The organism is Galbibacter sp. L-19, assembly GCF_056857615.1.
The window spans coordinates 214,822-233,904 of sequence record NZ_JBSXNL010000072.1; the positions used below are offsets into that span (position 1 = coordinate 214,822).

At 34.2% G+C, this 19,083-nt stretch carries 15 protein-coding genes; 11 read left to right on the forward strand and 4 right to left on the reverse strand.

Going from position 1 to position 19,083, the window contains the following annotated elements:
• Positions 1-261: 261 nt before the first annotated feature.
• From AC13CQ_RS16940 to AC13CQ_RS16955, 4 genes are all read left to right on the forward strand, one after another.
• On the forward strand, positions 262-2,643 hold the full coding sequence (locus tag AC13CQ_RS16940) for a TonB-dependent receptor (protein ID WP_474506906.1): 2,382 nt from the start codon (positions 262-264) through the stop codon (positions 2,641-2,643).
• Positions 2,644-2,883: 240 nt separating this feature from the next.
• Positions 2,884-3,447: a Crp/Fnr family transcriptional regulator gene (locus AC13CQ_RS16945; RefSeq protein WP_337901738.1), complete on the forward strand. Its 564-nt coding sequence runs from the start codon at positions 2,884-2,886 to the stop codon at positions 3,445-3,447.
• Positions 3,448-3,518: 71 nt separating this feature from the next.
• Complete coding sequence (locus AC13CQ_RS16950; RefSeq protein WP_008611863.1) at positions 3,519-3,953, forward strand: carboxymuconolactone decarboxylase family protein; 435 nt, start codon at positions 3,519-3,521, stop codon at positions 3,951-3,953.
• Between the two features lie 257 nt (positions 3,954-4,210).
• On the forward strand, positions 4,211-4,966 hold the full coding sequence (locus AC13CQ_RS16955; protein WP_337901736.1) for a DJ-1/PfpI family protein: 756 nt from the start codon (positions 4,211-4,213) through the stop codon (positions 4,964-4,966).
• A gap of 144 nt (positions 4,967-5,110) precedes the next feature.
• Here the strand turns inward: AC13CQ_RS16955 and AC13CQ_RS16960 are convergent, their stop codons facing one another.
• Together AC13CQ_RS16960 and AC13CQ_RS16965 are read right to left on the reverse strand one after the other, a co-directional pair.
• Entirely contained in the window at positions 5,111-5,629 is a 519-nt protein-coding gene (locus AC13CQ_RS16960) for a 5' nucleotidase, NT5C type (RefSeq protein ID WP_335587175.1), read from the reverse strand.
• Positions 5,630-5,634: 5 nt separating this feature from the next.
• A complete protein-coding gene (locus AC13CQ_RS16965; protein ID WP_008611866.1) occupies positions 5,635-6,075 on the reverse strand; it encodes a Rieske (2Fe-2S) protein in 441 nt (146 codons plus the stop codon).
• A 198-nt stretch (positions 6,076-6,273) separates the two neighbouring features.
• Here AC13CQ_RS16965 and greA point away from each other — a divergent pair, with 198 nt between their 5' ends.
• From greA to AC13CQ_RS16985, 4 genes are read left to right on the forward strand one after another with little or no spacing between them, the layout of a single operon-like run.
• A complete protein-coding gene (gene greA / locus AC13CQ_RS16970) occupies positions 6,274-6,750 on the forward strand; it encodes a transcription elongation factor GreA (RefSeq protein WP_008611867.1) in 477 nt (158 codons plus the stop codon).
• Positions 6,751-6,810: 60 nt separating this feature from the next.
• Positions 6,811-7,737 carry a hydroxypyruvate isomerase family protein gene (locus tag AC13CQ_RS16975; RefSeq protein ID WP_474507637.1) on the forward strand — a complete coding sequence of 309 codons (927 nt, stop codon included), beginning with the start codon at positions 6,811-6,813 and terminating at the stop codon, positions 7,735-7,737.
• A gap of 6 nt (positions 7,738-7,743) precedes the next feature.
• Complete coding sequence (locus AC13CQ_RS16980) at positions 7,744-8,610, forward strand: polysaccharide deacetylase family protein (RefSeq protein WP_474506904.1); 867 nt, start codon at positions 7,744-7,746, stop codon at positions 8,608-8,610.
• Positions 8,611-8,622: 12 nt separating this feature from the next.
• Positions 8,623-9,906 carry an APC family permease gene (locus tag AC13CQ_RS16985; protein WP_474506903.1) on the forward strand — a complete coding sequence of 428 codons (1,284 nt, stop codon included), beginning with the start codon at positions 8,623-8,625 and terminating at the stop codon, positions 9,904-9,906.
• Positions 9,907-9,952: 46 nt separating this feature from the next.
• Here AC13CQ_RS16985 and AC13CQ_RS16990 read toward each other — a convergent pair whose 3' ends face one another.
• Together AC13CQ_RS16990 and AC13CQ_RS16995 are read right to left on the reverse strand one after the other, a co-directional pair.
• Positions 9,953-10,420 (reverse strand): CYTH domain-containing protein, encoded by a 468-nt coding sequence (locus AC13CQ_RS16990; protein WP_337901730.1) that lies wholly within the window; start codon positions 10,418-10,420, stop codon positions 9,953-9,955.
• Positions 10,407-11,084 carry an NAD(P)H-binding protein gene (locus tag AC13CQ_RS16995; RefSeq protein ID WP_008611875.1) on the reverse strand — a complete coding sequence of 226 codons (678 nt, stop codon included), beginning with the start codon at positions 11,082-11,084 and terminating at the stop codon, positions 10,407-10,409. Before AC13CQ_RS16995 ends, AC13CQ_RS16990 begins: the two co-directional genes overlap by 14 nt.
• A gap of 519 nt (positions 11,085-11,603) precedes the next feature.
• Here AC13CQ_RS16995 and dinB point away from each other — a divergent pair.
• From dinB to AC13CQ_RS17010, 3 genes are all read left to right on the forward strand, one after another.
• On the forward strand, positions 11,604-12,707 hold the full coding sequence (gene dinB, locus AC13CQ_RS17000; RefSeq protein WP_008611877.1) for a DNA polymerase IV: 1,104 nt from the start codon (positions 11,604-11,606) through the stop codon (positions 12,705-12,707).
• Between the two features lie 133 nt (positions 12,708-12,840).
• Positions 12,841-17,496 (forward strand): endonuclease/exonuclease/phosphatase family protein, encoded by a 4,656-nt coding sequence (locus AC13CQ_RS17005; RefSeq protein ID WP_474506902.1) that lies wholly within the window; start codon positions 12,841-12,843, stop codon positions 17,494-17,496.
• Positions 17,497-17,634: 138 nt separating this feature from the next.
• Entirely contained in the window at positions 17,635-19,020 is a 1,386-nt protein-coding gene (locus tag AC13CQ_RS17010) for an exonuclease domain-containing protein (RefSeq protein WP_474507536.1), read from the forward strand.
• Positions 19,021-19,083 lie beyond the last annotated feature (63 nt).

Consider the following 19,083-nt stretch of genomic DNA (forward strand, 5'->3'; position numbering starts at 1 on the left):
GTGCTTTTTAGGGGTTAAATTTTATATTTTTCAACTAAAAAAAGGCTGAGATTATACCCATGGAACCTAGAACAGGTAATGCTGTTTAGGGATGGCCGAGTTTAAAAGCGGTTTTAAATATAAATTCGAAAAGGAGTTAATAAACAACTGTCTTTTTGAGTGGAGTTGGGAAGAAATATTTTCCCGAAGCTTTGTAGGCAACAAATTAATTTTAATCAAACTAAAGAATAATAACCCCTTTTATTCGTAAAACAATTACGAATGAAGTTTTTATTCACATTTTTAAGTCTTTTATTTCTAGGAGTCGAATTGAGTTCTGCCCAAGAATTTAAAGTATCAGGAACCTTTACCGATCAAGAAAATGTTGGTGTTCCTGGAGCTACGGTAATTTTAGAAAATACCAATAATGGTACGCAGACGGATGCAGATGGATATTATGAATTAGCTGTTCCACAAGGAAAGCAAGTTTTAGTTTTTACATTTTCAGCGCAAAATCCAATTACAAAAACAATTAATGTTACAGAAGATATGGTACTTAATGTGCAAATTTCTGAAGACGATGTTATGTTGGATGAGGTTTTGGTTTCTGCAATTAGGGTAACTAGTGATACTCCAGTAACTTTTTCAAATCTTTCTGCGGAAGATATTGCACCTAGAAATTTAGGACAAGATATCCCTGTTTTAATGGGGTATTTACCGTCGGTGGTAACCACTTCCGATGCTGGAGCTGGTGTTGGATATACTGGAATTCGGGTGCGTGGGAGTGATGCTACCCGTGTCAATGTAACCATCAATGGAATCCCATATAACGATTCGGAATCTCATGGTAGTTTTTGGGTGAATATGCCCGATTTTGCATCTTCTGTTGAGAATTTACAATTGCAACGTGGAGTTGGAACTTCTACTAATGGTGCTGGAGCTTTTGGAGCGAGTTTAAATTTATTAACGGATGCTGTAAATAAAGATCCTTATGCCGAGATTTCTGGTTCTGTTGGGAGTTTTGATACCCGAAAAGCAAATATAAAATTTAGCAGTGGCCTGGTTAATAACCATATAGAAGTTTCTGGGCGTTTGTCTCGAATAAAATCTGATGGATATATAGATAGAGCTGCCTCCGATTTGGAATCATACTTTTTACAAGGGGCTTATGTGGACGATAATACCTTGATTAAAGCGCTCGTTTTTGGCGGACATGAAATTACGTACCAGTCGTGGAACGGAGTTGAAGACTGGCAAATAGAGCAATATGGAAGGACTTTTAATAGTGCTGGAGCTATTTATGATGAAGATGAAAATGTGGTGGATTATTATGATAATGAAGTAGACGATTATAAACAAGACCATTTTCAATTGCATTGGAATGAACAAGTTTCTGCAAATTGGAATACAAATTTAGCGATTCACTACACCCGTGGACGCGGATTTTTTGAGCAATACCGCCAAGATGATGATTTTGCAACCTACGGATTTGAGCCAGTTACCATAGATGGGGATTTGGTAAATACTACAGATTTAATTCGCCGTAGATGGCTTAGTAATCATTTTTATGGGACTACCTTTTCTGTAACTTACGAAAATGAAACGATGGAATTTATAGCTGGTGGCGCTTGGAATAAATATGAAGGCGACCATTTCGGGGAAATTATTTGGGCACGTTATGCTGGCGATAGTGAAATTAGAGATCGCTATTATGATGATAACTCAACAAAAACCGACTTTAATAGTTTTGCAAAGTTAAATTATAAATTGACTGATAATTTAAGTCTTTATGGAGATTTGCAATACCGCCGTGTAACTTACCAAGCTAATGGAGATGATACAGGTTTGGTAGACGATGAATTTGACTTTTTTAATCCGAAAGCAGGACTTACGTACAGTCTTAATGAAGCCAATAATTTATATTTTTCTTATGCCCGTGCTAATAGAGAGCCTAATCGTAACGATTACGAAAGTGGAAGTCCAGAGCCAGAAACTTTAAACGATTTTGAATTAGGATGGCGCTATGCTTCGCCAACAATTAAAGTAAACGCAAATACGTACTATATGCGTTATAAAAACCAGTTGGTGTTAACAGGGGAGTTAAACGATGTTGGAGCGCCATTACGTAAAAATGTGGGCGATAGCTACCGATTAGGACTTGAAGTAGATGCTACTTTTTTCTTTGCTGATAAGTTTTTGCTTAAACCTAATTTAGCATTAAGTACTAATAAGAATCTAGATTTTTATTCTCAAATAGATGGAGAAGTGCAAGATTTAGGACATACCAATATATCGTATTCTCCTAATTTTGTTGCAGGAAATAACTTTACTTATTTACCCATTAGAAATTTACAATTGTCTTTCCTTTCTAAATATGTTTCTGAGCAATATTTAGGGAATACCGATGCCGAAAGTTCAAAATTGGATAGTTATTTTGTAAACGATTTTAATGTGCAATACACCATAGAGACGGAAAGTTTTTTTAAATCCATTGTATTAAGTGGCTTGGTAAACAATATTTTTGATGCTAAATACATCTCTAATGGATATTATTATACGTATGATGTTGGTAATGACGATGGTTCTACCACTACTTTTGATGGAGCTGGGTATTATCCGCAAGCTGGAATTAACTTTCTAGTTGGTGCTACAATTACTTTTTAATCCTCATAGAGGGTTTTTATTACAAGGAAATAATTAATAGTAGGCTGTCAAAAAGTAATTCATAGTTGTCAAACTGAGCTTGTCAAACTGAGCTTGTCGAAGTTTTAAACAATTAACACTTAAAAAATCCTTCGGCAAGCTCCGGATAACATTTAGAGTTTAATTACTTTTTAGACAGCCTCTTTTTTGATGCTCATAATTACCTTAACTTTGAATGATCTCATAAAAAGTACCTCTAAGATGAATCATTTTTTTCAGCATTTAAACAAATTTGTATCGGTAACAGACCAAGAATTTCAAGAGATTAGTACGTATTTTGAGGTATTGAGTTTGGATAAAAAAGAGTGTGTTATGTTAGCAGGAAATCACTGCGATACAAACTATTTTGTTTTAAGTGGTTGTCTTCATATGTTTTTTACTGATGAAAGAGGAATAGACCGAACCGTTCAATTTGCTATTGAAAACTGGTGGCTCACAGATGCACAAGCGCTTTATCATCAAAAGGTAACAGATTTTAATATTCAAGCTGTAGAAAATTCAGAAATATTAGTTATTAAATCTGATAAAGAAAGAGCGTTATTAGCACGTTTTCCGAAGCTGGAAATATATTTTAGAAGCATTTATCAAATTGCATACGGGGCTGCTTTAAAAAGAATGCAATATATTTTTAGCTATTCAAAAGAAGAGATTTTCTTTAGGTTTCGAGAAGAATTTCCTGAATTTGTAAATCGTGTTCCTCAATATTTAATTGCTACTTTTTTAGGATTAACTCCAGAATACCTCAGTAAAATTCGAGCCAAATGATTTTCTTAAACTAGATTAATTTTTTTGAGATTTATAGATTCTATTTTTGAGGATAATTAAAACAATTACTCATGGAAAAGAGAATTCAAATAGATGTTTTAGAGCCTGAAGCTTATAAAGCCATGTACGCATTAGAAAAATATTTGGCAGCAAGTAAGCTTAGTAATACGCATAAAGAACTTGTTAAAATCCGTGCTTCTCAAATTAATGGTTGTGCTTTTTGTATTGATATGCATACCAAAGATGCTTTAAAAAACGGCGAAACACAGCAACGTATTTTTTTGATCAGTGCATGGCGAGAAACCGATTTATTTTCTGAGGAAGAAAAAGTAGTGTTACAGCTTACCGAAGAGGTTACATTAATCCATAAACAGGGATTAACATCTGAAACTTATAATAAAGCACTTGATTTTTTTGATGAAAATTATTTAGCACAAATTATAATGGCTATTACAACAATTAACGCTTGGAATAGAATTGCGGTAAGTACGCATAAACCTTTTTAATATTCTATGAGGATTTAAAACTAGAAAAGGAAAGCGAGATTTTAAAAAGGATTCTCTATAAATTAAAGATTTTAGGGGATTAAAATATAGTCTTTGTTCTTTTTCCTAATAGGGAGGCGGTCTTGTATTTTTACTCGGACATTAATACATTAAAATAATAAAAATAAACACATTAAATTCGCTATACTAATTTTGGAATCTAACCAAGATGTTGATTTGTGAATTTTATCAGATAAATAAAAAATAAATATTAACAGATGAAAACCATTATTAAAGTTTTAGTTTTAGCGCTATTTGTTTTTGCGAGTTGTACTGTAAAAAACTCAAAAGAGGATGCTAAAAAAGTTACAGAAACAGTAGAAATAGAGAGTACACAAAAGAGCACAAAAGAAATTGATGAAAGTCTTCCTACCATCGGACTTTTAATGTACGACCGTGTTTTAATGACCGAAGTAACAGCTCCTATGGATGTGTTTTCTAAGCATACCGAAGCAGGAGACACATTATTTAACGTAATTACCATTGCAGAAACGTTGGATCCGGTAGAAACCGAAGAAGGGCTAGTTGTAGTTCCAGATTTTACATTTGATACCGCACCAAAACTCGACGTTTTATTTGTGCCAAGTGCTTATGATATGTGGACTGCCGTTAGGAATGAAAAATTGGTGAATTTTATTATTGAAAAAAATAAAGAAACCACATATACGGTTAGTAATTGTGGTGGGGCACAACTTATTGGTAAATCTGGAATTGCCAGTGGAAAGAAAATTGTTACGTGGATTGGTGGGGGAGAACAACTGCAAAAGGATTATCCAGATTTATTAGTGCAAAACGATGCTGAGGTTAGCTTTGTAACCGATGGAAAATTCTACTCTTCTAACGGAAATTTAGCTAGTTATATTTCTTCTTTAGAGCTTTTAGAAAAAATGACTAGCAAAGAACAACGATTGTTTGTAGAATCGTATTTGTATTTAGATAGATTGAAAGATTGGGATTTTAACGAGCAGAAATAGCGAGAAAGCTTTTAATCCCCCAAAGACTAAAACCAAAAAACTATTTGTAGTCTATAACCGAGCTTTTAGAAGTTTATATAGATGCTTCTATAGGTGTACAAGAATGCAATTTCCACTCTCAAAATCAGTATAGACAACCTTTAGTTACAATAAAATGCTTTCAATTTCTTTCCAGTTGTTAACTCGTTGATGTCCTTTATCGCGACCCATATTATGGGGTTGAGTATATAAAAGAGTTGTTTTTTTAAAGTAATCGAGGTTTTTGAAATGGTCGTCAATTAAAATATCCCCTTGAACAGGAATTTTAGATCCGCAAAGAATTATTTGCTTCCAGTGTAAAAAAGGGAAATGTTCTTGTAGCCAATCGTATTTTTCGCGCAAGCTATTTGGAAATTCCATTGCCGATGAGACAATAAAAATATCATATACGTTATTAAGCTTTTTCATTACTTCAATAGCGTTTTCAATTACAGGAGCATCCCGAAAGAAACCAGCCTTATGGATATAGCTGAGATAATTTGGAAAAGCATCTGCTTCAGAAACTCCAATTACATCTTCTCTTTCTATTTTTTTACCTGTAATATTAGATTCTAATCGGAAAAACTGCTGATAGGTATCGGCTAACACCCCATCCATATCAACTAGAAGTCTTTTTTGTGCCATAATAATTAATTATATATCCGAACGTTGCTACCTTCTGCTGAAACACTATATTCTTGTAGTGGGTATGCTTTACCTTCACCAGAAAATTCAGAAACAAGGCTTCCCCCAGCTAGTTCATATTCATAATCTTCACAACTACATTTACAAGTTACCCCACTCAGCGTCATTGTAGAACAATTGTTTGGTGGATGATTTGGGCAACTAGCTTCCCAAGCTCTATAACTTCCGAAAAGATTAATAACAAAAATTCCTCTAATTCCAACATTAGAATTGTTTACATAAACCGCTGTTCCAGGAGTTGCTAAATTAGCGTATTGAGGAAGGTTTAAGTTTATGTTATAGCTAAAACCAGGTTCTATTAAATTTGGATTATCAAAGGAAGAATCGTCACTGCTACATGCAGTAACAATAAATAGAATTGATAAAATGTAAAAAAGATGTCTCATTAATAAATGTTATAAAGTGCGCAAGTTACAATAAATTCAATCTGAAAAATATTGAACGTAAAACGAATCAATATATTATTTGATAGTATATGATATTTTCTACAATAATTTTCGTCGTTTGCGTTGACTAAAATTTTGTATATTTGTTTAAATCCTCTTTGGAAAAGGGGATTTTTTGTATTTATAAAAGATGAAGTCATGAGTAACGTATCTTATTACACAGAAGAGGGAATAAAAAAATTAAGAGCAGAATTAGAGCAACTAAAAAGTATTGAGCGCCCAAAGGCATCACAAGCAATAGCAGAAGCAAGAGATAAAGGAGATTTATCTGAAAATGCAGAATATGATGCGGCAAAAGAGGCGCAAGGGTTATTGGAAATGCGGATTTCTAAAATGGAAGCAACATTGGCAAATGCCCGTGTTATTGATGAATCTCAATTGGATACATCAAAAGTTTTAGCACTTTCTAATGTTAAAATAAAAAACCATGCCAATGGGATGGAAATGACCTATAAATTGGTAGCAGAAAGTGAAGCCGATCTAAAAACAGGAAAAATATCTGTAAATTCTCCTATCGGAAAAGGTCTTTTAGGGAAGTCTGTTGGAGAAATAGCAGAGGTTAAAGTGCCAAATGGAACTTTACAATTTGAAATATTAGAAATAACAAGAGGATAAAATTCATTTGCAGTTTTTGGTTTTTTGTATATTTAACTTTCATTATAAAAACCAGAACTAATGCACAGAAGAAAATTTCTTCATAATACAATAGCAACAAGTGTTGGGGCTTCAGTATTTACTACTGGAGCCTTTGCTTTTTCTAAGTCTATACAAACACCACCACATCAATTTAATTTAAAGTATGCTCCACATATTGGAATGTTTAAAAATCATGCTGGAGAGGATGTTATCGACCAATTAAATTTTATGGCAGATCAAGGCTTTACAGCCTTTGAAGATAATAATATGCGTACCCGTCCCATTGCCGAGCAAGAAGCCATGGCTAAAACTATGGAGAAAAGAGGAATAACCATGGGTGTTTTTGTAGCTCATGAAATTTATTGGAGTGAACCAAACCTTACAAATGGAGACGAAAACCTGCGCAAAGAATTTTTAAAGTATATCCAAGATTCTGTGGCAGTTGCTAAGCGTGTAAATGCCAAATGGGTTACAGTAGTTCCTGGGTATGTAGACTTAAGATTAGAACATGGCTATCAAACTGCTAATGTTGTGGAATCGCTTAAGCAAGCATCGGCAATTTTAGAGCCTCATGGTATAACAATGGTATTAGAGCCACTAAATTATATGAATCATCCTGGGTTATTCTTAAAAAAATCTGCTCAGGCATATGAAATTTGTAAAGCCGTTGATTCGCCTTCGTGTAAGATTCTTTTTGATGTGTATCATCAGCAAATAACTGAAGGGAATTTGATTCCGAATATAGAAGCTTCTTGGGATGAAATTGCTTATTTCCAAATGGGTGATAACCCAGGAAGGAATGAGCCTACCACTGGAGAAATTAACTACAAAAATATTTTTAAATATATTCAAGAGAAAGGATTTGAGGGTGTTTTAGGGATGGAACATGGAAACTCAAAAGCGGGTAAAGAAGGAGAGCTTGCAGTAATTGAAGCTTATAAAGAAATGGATAATTTTTTAGGGTAATTTCTGATGAAAGAGATAGTTGAAAAATTAGGCTACTTACCAACCGATAAACTTTTAATAATTCATGCGGACGATGCTGGTTTGTGTTTTGCAGAAAACGAAGCAACTAAAAAAGCATTAGAGAAAGGGATTGTTAATTCTACAAGTATTATGATGCCTTGCTCATGGGCATATGAAATGGCAGTTTATGCCAAAGAAAATCCGCAGTTTGATTATGGAATTCATTTAACATTGACTTGCGAATGGAAGAATTATAAGTTTGGTCCTGTGCTTTCAGCAGCAGAAGTACCTAGTTTAGTGGATAAAAATGGGCATTTTTATCCGAAGCGTGCCATGGTAAAACAAAATGTAAATCCTTCTGAAGTAAAAAAAGAATTAAAAGCTCAAATAGAATTGGCTATTGCTTGGGGGGTAAAACCAACACACTTGGATTCTCACATGTTTTGTTTAGGCTTAACCAAGGAAATTATAAATGTATACAGGGAGTTAGGGAAAGAATATAACCTAGCTGTTTTTCTGAGCAAACAGTTGTTGGGCGATTTTAATATGGAAACTGAAAAATATATTTTGGATACAGATTTTACTATTGAAAGTGTTTTTACAGGTGAGTGGAAATGGTTTGATGGTGCTGGTCTTGATGCTTATTATAAACATGCTATTGAAAGTTTGCAAAATGGAATAAATATTATTTTAATTCACCCTGCTTTTAATAACGAAGAAATGCAAGGAGTTGCTATCGATCATCCAAATTTTGGTGCTGAATGGCGACAAGTAGATTTTGATTTTTTTACTGATGAAAGCACTCAGAAGTTGTTAAAAGAAAAAGAGGTAAAACTGATTACGTGGCGAGATATTAAAAAAGTTTTATCATAAGGAACTGTATTTATGGGTAATAAAATAGGGTTAAAAGAAGCAGTTTCTATAGGAATTGGCGGGATGGTAGGTGGAGGAATTTTCGCCGTACTTGGGTTGGCAGTTTCTTTAGCAAAAGGCGGAACCCCTATTGCTTTTTTAATAGCTGGTATTATTGCATTGGTAACCTCTTATAGTTACGTAAAATTATCATTGGCATATCCAGATCGTGGTGGAACTGTTAAGTTTATAAACGTAGGTTTTGGAAAGTCTATTTTTAGCGGAGGGATTAACAACCTGCTTTGGATAAGTTATATTATTATGTTGGCTTTGTACGCTTCTGCATTTGGCTCCTACGCTCCAAATTTATGGGAGATTACAACTAATAATGCTACAGATACTCATATTTATTCTAGTGCCATTGTAATTTTTGCAACTGCTATTAATTATTACAGCATAAAAATTGTAGGTAAAATAGAGGATTATGCTGTAGTTATTAAATTAATCATTCTTATAGGTTTTGTAATAATAGGTTTATATGGATTGAAAGATAGTTCTAATTTAGAGCAATTAGCATTTTCAAATTGGGAAGCTCCTATTCAATTACTTACTGGCGGGATGGTTATTTTTGTTGCCTATGAAGGTTTTGAGTTGATAGCAAATTCAGTTTCAGATCTAGAAAATCCAGAGAAAAACGTACCGAAAGCCTATTTTTATGCTGTACTTTTTGTTATTTTCTTATACATTGTTATAGCAATAGTAACTGTTGGTTCTTTACCCTTTTCTAAGATTGCAGAGGCAGAAGATTATGTGCTTGCCGAAGCGGCAAAACCGATGTTAGGTCAGGTAGGGTTTACAATTATTACTGTTGCGGCACTTATTTCTACTTTTTCTGCTATTAATGCTACCCTTTATGGAGGAAGTAGGGTAAGTTATGAAATTGCAGAAGATGATGAATTGCCACACGAATTAACAAGTACTTTTTGGAATCAACCTATTGGATTGTTAATTACAGCTATCTTAACACTTGTTCTAGTTAATTTACTAGAATTGGAAAGTATTTCTACCGCTGGCAGTGTTGGTTTTCTACTTATTTTTGCTACCGTAAATTTTGTGGGCTATAAAAAAGCTACCAAAGTAAAAGCCAAAAAAGCAATCCCTTTTATTGGGTTTCTATTATGTGTTATTGCTTCACTAGCACTTATAATTCAGCAATATAGCTCCAATCCCCTAGGAATAAGTATTTCATTGGGGATTGTAATAATCTGTTTTATAATTGAGTTTGTCTATAAACGTTACTTTAAAAAATCATCGTAGCGGAAAGCCTTTTGCAGCCCACCTAGGATGGATTTCTATTTTAATTCTACCAATTTTTAAACGGATTTTCACTGAGTTGTGAGTTGTAATAAGCAACATTTCCAGTAACCTCTTTTCCAAGCCAATAAGGTTTTTCAAAACCTTCTTTTTCTGATGCTAATTCAACTTCAGCAACAATCAAACCTTTATTATCTCCTAAGAATTCATCAACTTCAAAAGTGTGTTTACCTATTAATATTTCATATCGGTATTTGTCGATAACACCTTTTTCACAAATGTTTAATAACGATTTCGCTTCCGAAACAGATATTTCTTTTTCCCATTCAAACCTACTAGTTCCAGATGCGTTTGAAATTCCTTTTACAGTAATAAATCCCTTTTCTCCTTTAATTCGAATTCTCACGGTTCGTTCTGGATCTTTATTTAAAAAACCTTGAACAATATGTTCTCTTTTTGAAGCTGCTTTTTTGAAATCATCAGAAACTACCAAAAACTTACGCTCAATCTCTATCATTTGTTTCTGCAATTTGTTTGATTTTATCATTTTTAATTCTCCCAGAAGGGAAGTTATTATTCGCCAAATATACCATAGTTGTAGCTATTTTTTCTGGAGCAACCGATTGATATTTTTTTAATGGTCCCACCATAATGTAGTTTAAAGCTTTCATGAGTTGTTTAAAAAACCATTCTCCTGCTCTTTTTTCTTCTCGTTTTCCACTAATTAAAGAGGGCTGTAAAATATAAGTGTTGGGAATATTTATTTTTAAAACATCTTTTTCCATTTTACCTTTTATACGGTTGTAAAATAATTTGCTTTTTGGATTGGCGCCTAAGGCAGAAATAACTATAAAAGTGTTAATGTTATTAGCTTTGCTTAACGTGGCGGCTGCCATGGGAATTCCGTAATCAATAGCTTTATAAGTGCTTTTGTTGGGAGTTTTTGATTTGGTAGTTCCAATACAGCAATACACCTCATCTGCAGTAAAATCTGTATTGGAAAGCTCAAGATTTAATAAATCTACAATGTGTTCCTCAATTTTTGGGTCGGAAATAGTTGTAGCGCTCCTAGAAAATAGTTTTATGGTTTTATAACGATCGTCTTTTATGAGTTTTTTTAATAATAGAGAGCCAGTAAGACCAGTTGCACCAAGTATAATTGCTATTTTTTCTGTAGCCATAATCTAATAACTTTTCAGTTTTATAAAGTTAGGTATTATTTTTTGGGAATTTAAGAGCGAAGATTTTTTTGCTTATTAAGTAAGATTTTAATATCCTCCTGTTGTCGTACAAATCCATTCGAGTGGGAATTCTCCTTCATCTAGAGTGTTCATGTTTTGTATGGTTTCTATTTTATTACTATCGTTATACAAAGCGGTGCAATTGCGAATAAGTGGAGTAGTCTTAAATCTCCCCTTTGCTTAGAGAAATTTAGTTATAAGTGTGCATTTTTACATCCCCCTAGCTCCCTTCTAAGGGGGAATTGATTCGGGCTTCGTATTCAATATCCCCTTGAGGGGATTATAGGGGTGTTTGTTTGGTTGTTTTTGCTTCTTACTCATAATCGGCACGAGCATGATGCTCGCGCTAGCGGGGGGATGTTATCGTTTTATGCAATTTCTTAAAATGATATTGATTGAAATTCTTTTAATTTTAATAATTCCTGGTTCGCTCTAAAGTTGTTTAGTTTAAATTTGCATATGCAAAATTCAGTCCTTTTACGAAAGATAATCCATGTGGATATGGATGCATTTTATGCATCTGTTGAGCAAATGGATAATCCAGAATTAAAAGGAAAACCATTGGCAGTAGGAGGTAATGAAAAGCGTGGAGTGGTATCGGCAGCTAGTTATGAGGCACGTAAATTTGGAGTTCGAAGTGCAATGAGTGGCTATCAAGCCAAGAAAAATTGTCCAGAACTTATTTTTGTTCGTCCCCGCTTTGACCGCTATAAAGAGATTTCAACTAAAATTAGAACTATTTTTTTAGAGTATACCGATTTAGTTGAACCTCTTTCTTTGGACGAAGCTTATTTAGACGTTACCGAAAACAAAAAAGGGAATCCATCGGCTAGTAATATAGCTAAAGAAATTCGAGATCGTATTTTTGAGGAGGTGGGATTAACAGCTTCAGCAGGAATATCAATTAATAAATTTGTAGCTAAAATTGCGAGCGACTATAATAAACCAAACGGACAAAAAACAGTAGAACCCGATGAGGTAATTCCTTTCTTGGAGGATTTAGAGATTCGTAAATTTTATGGAGTAGGAAAAGTAACCACCCAGAAAATGTATTCCCTTGGAATTTTTACAGGAAAGGATTTAAAAGAAAAATCAGTTGAGTTTTTAACCGAGAATTTCGGAAAAAGCGGTGCTTTTTATTATAATGTCGTTCGTGGAATTCATTTAAGTGAAGTCAAACCAAATAGAATTCCGAAATCGGTTGGTGCAGAACGTACTTTTAGTGAGAATCTAAGTAGCGAAGTGTTTATGTTGGAACGCTTAGAAAGTATTGCAAACGAATTGGAACGCCGATTAAAAAAGAGTAAGATAGCTGGGAAAACAATTACTTTAAAAATTAAGTATAGCGACTTCAAGCTGCAAACACGAAGCAAAACCCTTGATTATTTTATTGCTGATAAAAGCCTTATTCTAGAAACAGCAAAAGAATTATTATATCAAGAGAAATTAGAAAACTCCGTCCGTCTTCTAGGAATTTCGTTGGCTAATTTAAACACAGAAAAAAAGAAAAAAGAGACGCCAATTCAAAAGGAAGTTTCTGTACAGTTAAAGTTCGATTTTTAAGGGTAAGAAAATCACTTTTTTCGAATATTTCCTATTTGTTTAGTTTTAGCTAACAATTACATAATATTGATATTCAGCATCTAAAAATTAAATAATGTTATTTTTGTAGTAATCAACCTATTAAAAATAATATATGAAAAGATTTTTACTTTCTTTATTTACTGCATTTTTATCAATATATAGCTTTTCACAAAGTGTATTTATTAATGAAATTCATTACGATAATGCAGGAACAGATGTAGGCGAAAGCATCGAAATTGCTGCGCCAGCTGGAACCGACCTTTCTCTCTATAGTTTGGTTTTGTATAACGGCTCAAATGGCACAGCGTATAACACATTAAATATCAATACTGTAGTTGCCAATTTAAGTAATGGATATGGGGTGGCTCATATTGCATTGCCGTCAAATGGTTTACAAAATGGAAGTCCTGATGGAATTGCCCTAATTGATGGGAGTAATTCTGTAGTACAGTTTTTAAGTTATGAGGGAACTTTTACTGCAGTAGGAGGTCCTGCCGATGGAATGCTAAGTGAAGATATTGGTGTAGCGGAAAGTAGTACAACTCCAGAAGGTGTTTCATTAGCACTTGTAGGGCAAGGAACAGACTATTCAGAATTTTCTTGGGAAGTACAAAACCCTTCAACTTTTGGAGGTATAAATGCCAATCAGACTTTCGGATCAATAGAAATTACTCCTGTAATTAATGAGTTTGTTTTTAACCATATTGGGGGTGATACAAACGAATTTGTAGAGGTTTTTGGTAAGTCAGGTGCCGATTTATCATCTTATTGGATTCTAGAAATTGAAGGAGATGTTTCTTCCGCAGGCACTATAGACGGTGTCTACCAATTAGGAAGTACGAATGCCGATGGGTTCTATACTACAGCTTTTTTAGCTAATGAGTTTGAAAATGGTACGGTAAGTTTGCTTTTGGTTGAAAACTTTACTGGAAGCATAGGGGAGGTAGTAGATACGAATGCTGATGGAACTTTAGATAATACACCTTGGGAAAAAATAGTAGATGGTATTGCAGTTTTAGATGGAGATGCTGGAGATTTAACCTATGCTGATGTTGTTCTAGCACCTACTTTTGATGGGGCTACTTTTACCGTAGGAGGCGCTTCTAGAATTCCTAATGACAATGTTATCAATTCTACATCCAACTGGGTTCGAAATAATTTTAATGGAGCAGGATTATCCGATTTTCCTGATATTACTGCTGAAGAAGGAGATGCTTTGAATACGCCAAATACTGTTAATAAAATCTATGAAGGAGATGGAAGCGGAACAGATGCAGTGGTGCTAATTAATGAAATTGATGCAGATACTGAAGGAACAGATATTGCTGAATTTGTTGAATTGTATGATGGAGGTGTTGGAAATTCTTCTTTGGATGGACTTACACTTGTGTTTTATAATGGTTCTAATAATTTGAGTTATCAAGCCTATAGTTTGGATGGTTATACAACCGATGCTAATGGATATTTTGTATTAGGAAATGATGGGGTGCCAAACGTTTCTCTTGTTTTTGGGAGTAACGGTCTCCAAAATGGAGCAGATGCTGTAGCATTATATCAAGCAGATTCTAACGATTTTCCTAACGGAACTGAAGTTACTACCACCAATTTAATAGACGCTGTTGTTTATGATACTAATGATAGTGATGATGTTGAGTTACTTGTACTATTAAATGAAAATCAGCCACAAATAAATGAGGATTTTAATGGTAATAAAGATTTCCATTCGCTTCAACGCTATGAAAATGGAAGTGGAGGATTAAAAAATACGGAGTCGTATGTTGCAGCTATTCCAACTCCAGGAGCTAGAAATACCAATGCAACTGAGCAAATTAATCTATTGATAAACGAAATTGATGCCGATACTCCAGGAACCGATGTTGCCGAATTTATTGAATTGTATGATGGAGGAAAAGGGAATACTTCGCTAGATGGTTTTGTAATAGTTTTATACAACGGAAATGGAGATACTGTTTATAATGCTTTCGATTTAAGTGGCTTTACCACAAATGCTGAAGGATATTTTGTGTTAGGAAATGAAGGAGTTACTAATGTTTCTCTTGTTTTTGGGAGTAATGGTCTCCAAAATGGAGCAGATGCTGTAGCATTATATCAAGGAACTATAAATGATTTTCAAAATGGGACATCAATTACAACAAATGGATTGATTGATGCGGTAGTGTATGATACAGATGACGACGACGATGTGGAACTACTAGCGTTGTTAAACTCTGGCGAACCACAGTTAAATGAAAATGAATTAGCAGATAAAGACAATCATTCCTTACAGCGAATTCCAAATGGAAGTGGAGGTGCGCGGAATACAAGCGCTTATATAACTGAAATGCCAACTCCAGGAACCAAAAACGGAGACACCGTTGTAGTGCCTACCGAGCCTATTCCAATTGCCGAGGCTAGAGCGCTTCCAGACGGAACTACCGTAACTATTAGTGGAGTTTTAACAGTAGCCGATAATTTTGCTGGTCCCGCATATCTTCAAGATAAAACTGGTGGAATTGCTATTTTTGATGAACAAATACATGGCGGGAGTTTTGCTATAGGAGACTCGTTAACCGTTACTGCTAGTCGCTCTTCCTTCAATAGTCAAATTCAGTTAGGGAGTGTTTCTTCCGTAGAAAATAACGGACTGCCTAATGAGCCTATAGAACCAAAAGAGATTACACTTGCAGAATTGGCCAACCATAGAGGAGAACTCGTTAAGGTGGTAGCTATTAGTTTTCCAACGCCAGGGAATTTACTTTTTGGAGATTCTAATGTGTTAATTACAGATGCATCTGGAACTGGAGAACTTAGAATAGATAATGATGTAGCGGGTTTATCAGGCTTAGCTCAGCCTGAAAGTTGTGATGAAGCTATCGGAGTGATTGGTACATTTAATGAAATAGCACAATTGTTACCAAGGATGAAAACCGATTTAGCCTGTGCAGAGCCGTTTGATCCTAACAATGGAATTGATATTCCTAAAAATGAAACTTTAGATCTTGTAACATGGAATATTGAGTGGTTTGGAGATGAAGGAAATTCTCCAGCAGCTGGAAACCCAAATTCAGATGCCATCCAAAAAGACAGCGTTGTAACTATTATGAAGAAACTTGATGCCGATATTTATACGGTAGTTGAAATTTCTGATGATGCTCTTTTCGCACAAGCAGTAAGTGAGTTAGAGGGATACGATTTTGTATTGTCTGATGCTACTTCCTATCCTAACGATTCGGGTACTAAACAAAAAATAGGGTTTGTGTATAAAACTGCTACCGTTACACCCAAAAAAACAAAGGCATTATTAAAAACTATTCATCCGTATTACAATGGAGGGGATACTTCTTATTTAACCGATTATCCTGCTGAAGCAGATCGTTTTTATGCGAGTGGGCGACTCCCATTTTTGATGACTGCCGATGTAACGGTTAACGGTGCTTCCGAAGAAATAAATATTATAGCTTTACACGCTCGCGCTAACAGTAGTAATGGTCCGCAGTTGCGTTACGATATGCGTAAGTATGATATGGAGGTGCTTAAAGATTCGTTGGATGTTATGTTTCCAGATACAAATCTTATTTTAGCGGGCGATTATAATGACGATTTAGATGAAACAGTAGCAGATGGAATTAATACAACGGTTTCTTCTTTTGAAGCCTTTATTAATGATCCTGATGAATATTTTTTAGCTACCTTATCTCTCAGCGAAGCAGGCTACAGGTCGTATGCATTTAGAGAAAATATGATAGATCATATTTCGCTTTCTAATGAGCTCCAAGATAATTTTATTGAAAATTCAGCAGCCGTACATTATGAATTTTACGATAGTGATTATACAAATACCGTTTCCGATCATTTTCCTGTTTCAGTAAGATTAATGCTCGAAGAAGTGGCTCCACTTGTTGTTGAGGAACTTGTAACAACTAATATTACGTGTGCCGAAGCAGATAATGGAACTGCTGTTGTTACGGTAAGTGGTGGAGTAGCACCCTATGAATATTTGTGGAGTAATGGAGAAACTTCCGACAGTGTATCAAATTTAATTCCTGGAGATTATAATGTTATTGTTTATGATGCTAATGAGAATTCAATAACCGAATATTTTACAATATTAGAACCAGAAGCTATCGAAATAACAATGCCAGAGCTTGATAAAATGTATGTAGGTTATGGAGAAAGTAACTGTATTACTATTGCTCCTGAAATGATTTCGGGAGGAACAGGTAATTATTTATATGAATGGAATACAGGAGAAATATCAGAATCTATTTCTGTATGTCCCGAAGAAACTACTACCTATACATTAACAGTAACAGATGCTAACGGTTGTATACAAACTGAAACCATTACTGTAATTGTAGAAGATGTAAATTGTGGGAATAATCCATGGATTGAGAAAGTTGCTGTATGCTATAAAGGGCGCTCATTATGCGTGTCTAAATATGCGGTTCCAAATTTATTAAGGTTAGGAGCTGTTTTAGGAAGCTGTTCTGATGAACCTGATGAGATTTCAATTGCCAGTGTCTATTTAGTGCCAAATCCTGTTCGTTATGCTGCGGCTTTGGTGGTTAATAGTAATAAAAAAACTAAATTGGAACTACATGTCTACAATTTAAACGGACAGTTAAAACAACACGTTAAGAATGTTAAAGTTAATGTGGGATACAATTTAAAAACTATTAATTTTTCTAGACTTTCTAGAGGAATTTATATACTGAAAGTTTTAGAAAACGGACAAGAAGTAAAAGATATCCGAATGCTTAAAAAGTAATATTTTTATAATTTTAATAAGAGAGCTCCTTGATATTTCAAGGAGCTTTTTTTTGATACTTTTGTTAGATGATAGATGTTTTTGCGTCAAAAAAATATCGATAGATTTAATTTTTTAAAAGAATTCCAAAACTTATAAATGAAGTACGCAATAATAGATGTGGAGACCACTGGTTTGAGTGGCAGTGGAAATAAGATTACCGAAATTGCCATTGCTGTGTTTGATGGGGAAAGAGTAGTGGACGAATTTCACTCTTTAGTAAATCCACAGGCATTAATTTCTAGTCATGTTATTGGATTAACAGGAATTGATAATGCTATGGTTGCTAATGCACCAACCTTTAGTGAGATTGCTCCAGAGGTACTTAGCTATACAGAAGATAAGGTTTTTGTAGCACACAATGTTAACTTTGATTATAATGTTATAAGAAATGAGTTTAAAGAACTCGGAATTGATTTTAGTAGAAAAAAATTATGTACTGTCCGACTTTCAAAAAAAATATTTCCTGGGTTGCGCTCCTATAGTTTAGGGAAATTATGCAGTTCTTTAGAAATTCCTTTAATAAATCGTCACCGAGCAAAGGGAGATACAGATGCCACTGTTATTCTTTTTGAAAAGCTTTTAGCAAATGACAAAAATGAAGAACTTAAAAAACAATTAAATCCTAAAAATGGAGAGGTAGCACTTCCTGCTTTATTGGCAAAAGAAACCTATGATAATCTCCCGCATACACCTGGGATTTATTACTTTAGAGATAAGGACGGGAAGATTATTTATATAGGAAAAGCTATCAATATAAAAAAACGCGTTTTAGGTCATTTTTACGATAAAAAAGCAAAGGAAATTGCGTTGTGTAGAGAAACTTCGCATATAGATTTTGAAGAATCTGGTTCGGAATTAGTGGCTCTGTTAATGGAATCTGAGGCTATAAAACATTATTATCCTAAATATAATCGTGCCCAAAAACGTACCAATAAGGGGTATGGAATCTTAGCATACACAAACAGAAAAGGGATAATGCAATTGGGGTATAATAAAACAAATTTGGTGCCCAATCCTATTAGCGTGTTTTATACTGTTAATGAGTGTATTCAGTTTTTAGAATCATTAACAGAGACTTTTCAATTGTGTCCAAAATATACACAGTTAATTCCAAGTGGGAGTGTTGTAGGAAAGTGTAATCACTATAAATTATCAAATTGTAAGGGAGTTTGTGTACAAGAAGAAAGTGCTTCAGATTATAATAAAAGAGTTCTTAAAGCTATAAATTCAGTAAAAATAACTTCAAAAAGTTTTGCCGTTATTACTGCTGGAAAAACTTCAGAAGAAAAAGGAATTGTTTTAGTTGAGGATGGTATTTACAAGGGATATGGATTTTTAGATGAAAGTACTACCATTGAAGATTTTGATACTTTTAAAAATTACATTCAATTACAAAACAGCAACAGCGATGTTATGAGAATAATACAAAACCATATACTTCAACATGAAAATGCAACCATTGTTAATAAACCTGAAGTTTAAATGTTTTAGTGTTTTTAAAGATAGGTTTAGATTAAAAACTTATAAGTAAAAATAGCCTGTTTT

Excerpts from the sequence above, each read along its gene's own strand:
- AC13CQ_RS16940 (WP_474506906.1), top strand. The coding sequence starts at position 262 with ATGAAGTTTTTATTCACATTTTTAAGTCTTTTATTTCTAGGAGTCGAA.
- AC13CQ_RS16945 (WP_337901738.1), top strand. The coding sequence starts at position 2,884 with ATGAATCATTTTTTTCAGCATTTAAACAAATTTGTATCGGTAACAGAC.
- AC13CQ_RS16950 (WP_008611863.1), top strand. The coding sequence starts at position 3,519 with ATGGAAAAGAGAATTCAAATAGATGTTTTAGAGCCTGAAGCTTATAAA.
- AC13CQ_RS16955 (WP_337901736.1), top strand. The coding sequence starts at position 4,211 with ATGAAAACCATTATTAAAGTTTTAGTTTTAGCGCTATTTGTTTTTGCG.
- AC13CQ_RS16960 (WP_335587175.1), bottom strand. The coding sequence starts at position 5,629 with ATGGCACAAAAAAGACTTCTAGTTGATATGGATGGGGTGTTAGCCGAT.
- AC13CQ_RS16965 (WP_008611866.1), bottom strand. The coding sequence starts at position 6,075 with ATGAGACATCTTTTTTACATTTTATCAATTCTATTTATTGTTACTGCA.
- greA (WP_008611867.1), top strand. The coding sequence starts at position 6,274 with ATGAGTAACGTATCTTATTACACAGAAGAGGGAATAAAAAAATTAAGA.
- AC13CQ_RS16975 (WP_474507637.1), top strand. The coding sequence starts at position 6,811 with ATGCACAGAAGAAAATTTCTTCATAATACAATAGCAACAAGTGTTGGG.
- AC13CQ_RS16980 (WP_474506904.1), top strand. The coding sequence starts at position 7,744 with ATGAAAGAGATAGTTGAAAAATTAGGCTACTTACCAACCGATAAACTT.
- AC13CQ_RS16985 (WP_474506903.1), top strand. The coding sequence starts at position 8,623 with ATGGGTAATAAAATAGGGTTAAAAGAAGCAGTTTCTATAGGAATTGGC.
- AC13CQ_RS16990 (WP_337901730.1), bottom strand. The coding sequence starts at position 10,420 with ATGATAGAGATTGAGCGTAAGTTTTTGGTAGTTTCTGATGATTTCAAA.
- AC13CQ_RS16995 (WP_008611875.1), bottom strand. The coding sequence starts at position 11,084 with ATGGCTACAGAAAAAATAGCAATTATACTTGGTGCAACTGGTCTTACT.
- dinB (WP_008611877.1), top strand. The coding sequence starts at position 11,604 with ATGCAAAATTCAGTCCTTTTACGAAAGATAATCCATGTGGATATGGAT.
- AC13CQ_RS17005 (WP_474506902.1), top strand. The coding sequence starts at position 12,841 with ATGAAAAGATTTTTACTTTCTTTATTTACTGCATTTTTATCAATATAT.
- AC13CQ_RS17010 (WP_474507536.1), top strand. The coding sequence starts at position 17,635 with ATGAAGTACGCAATAATAGATGTGGAGACCACTGGTTTGAGTGGCAGT.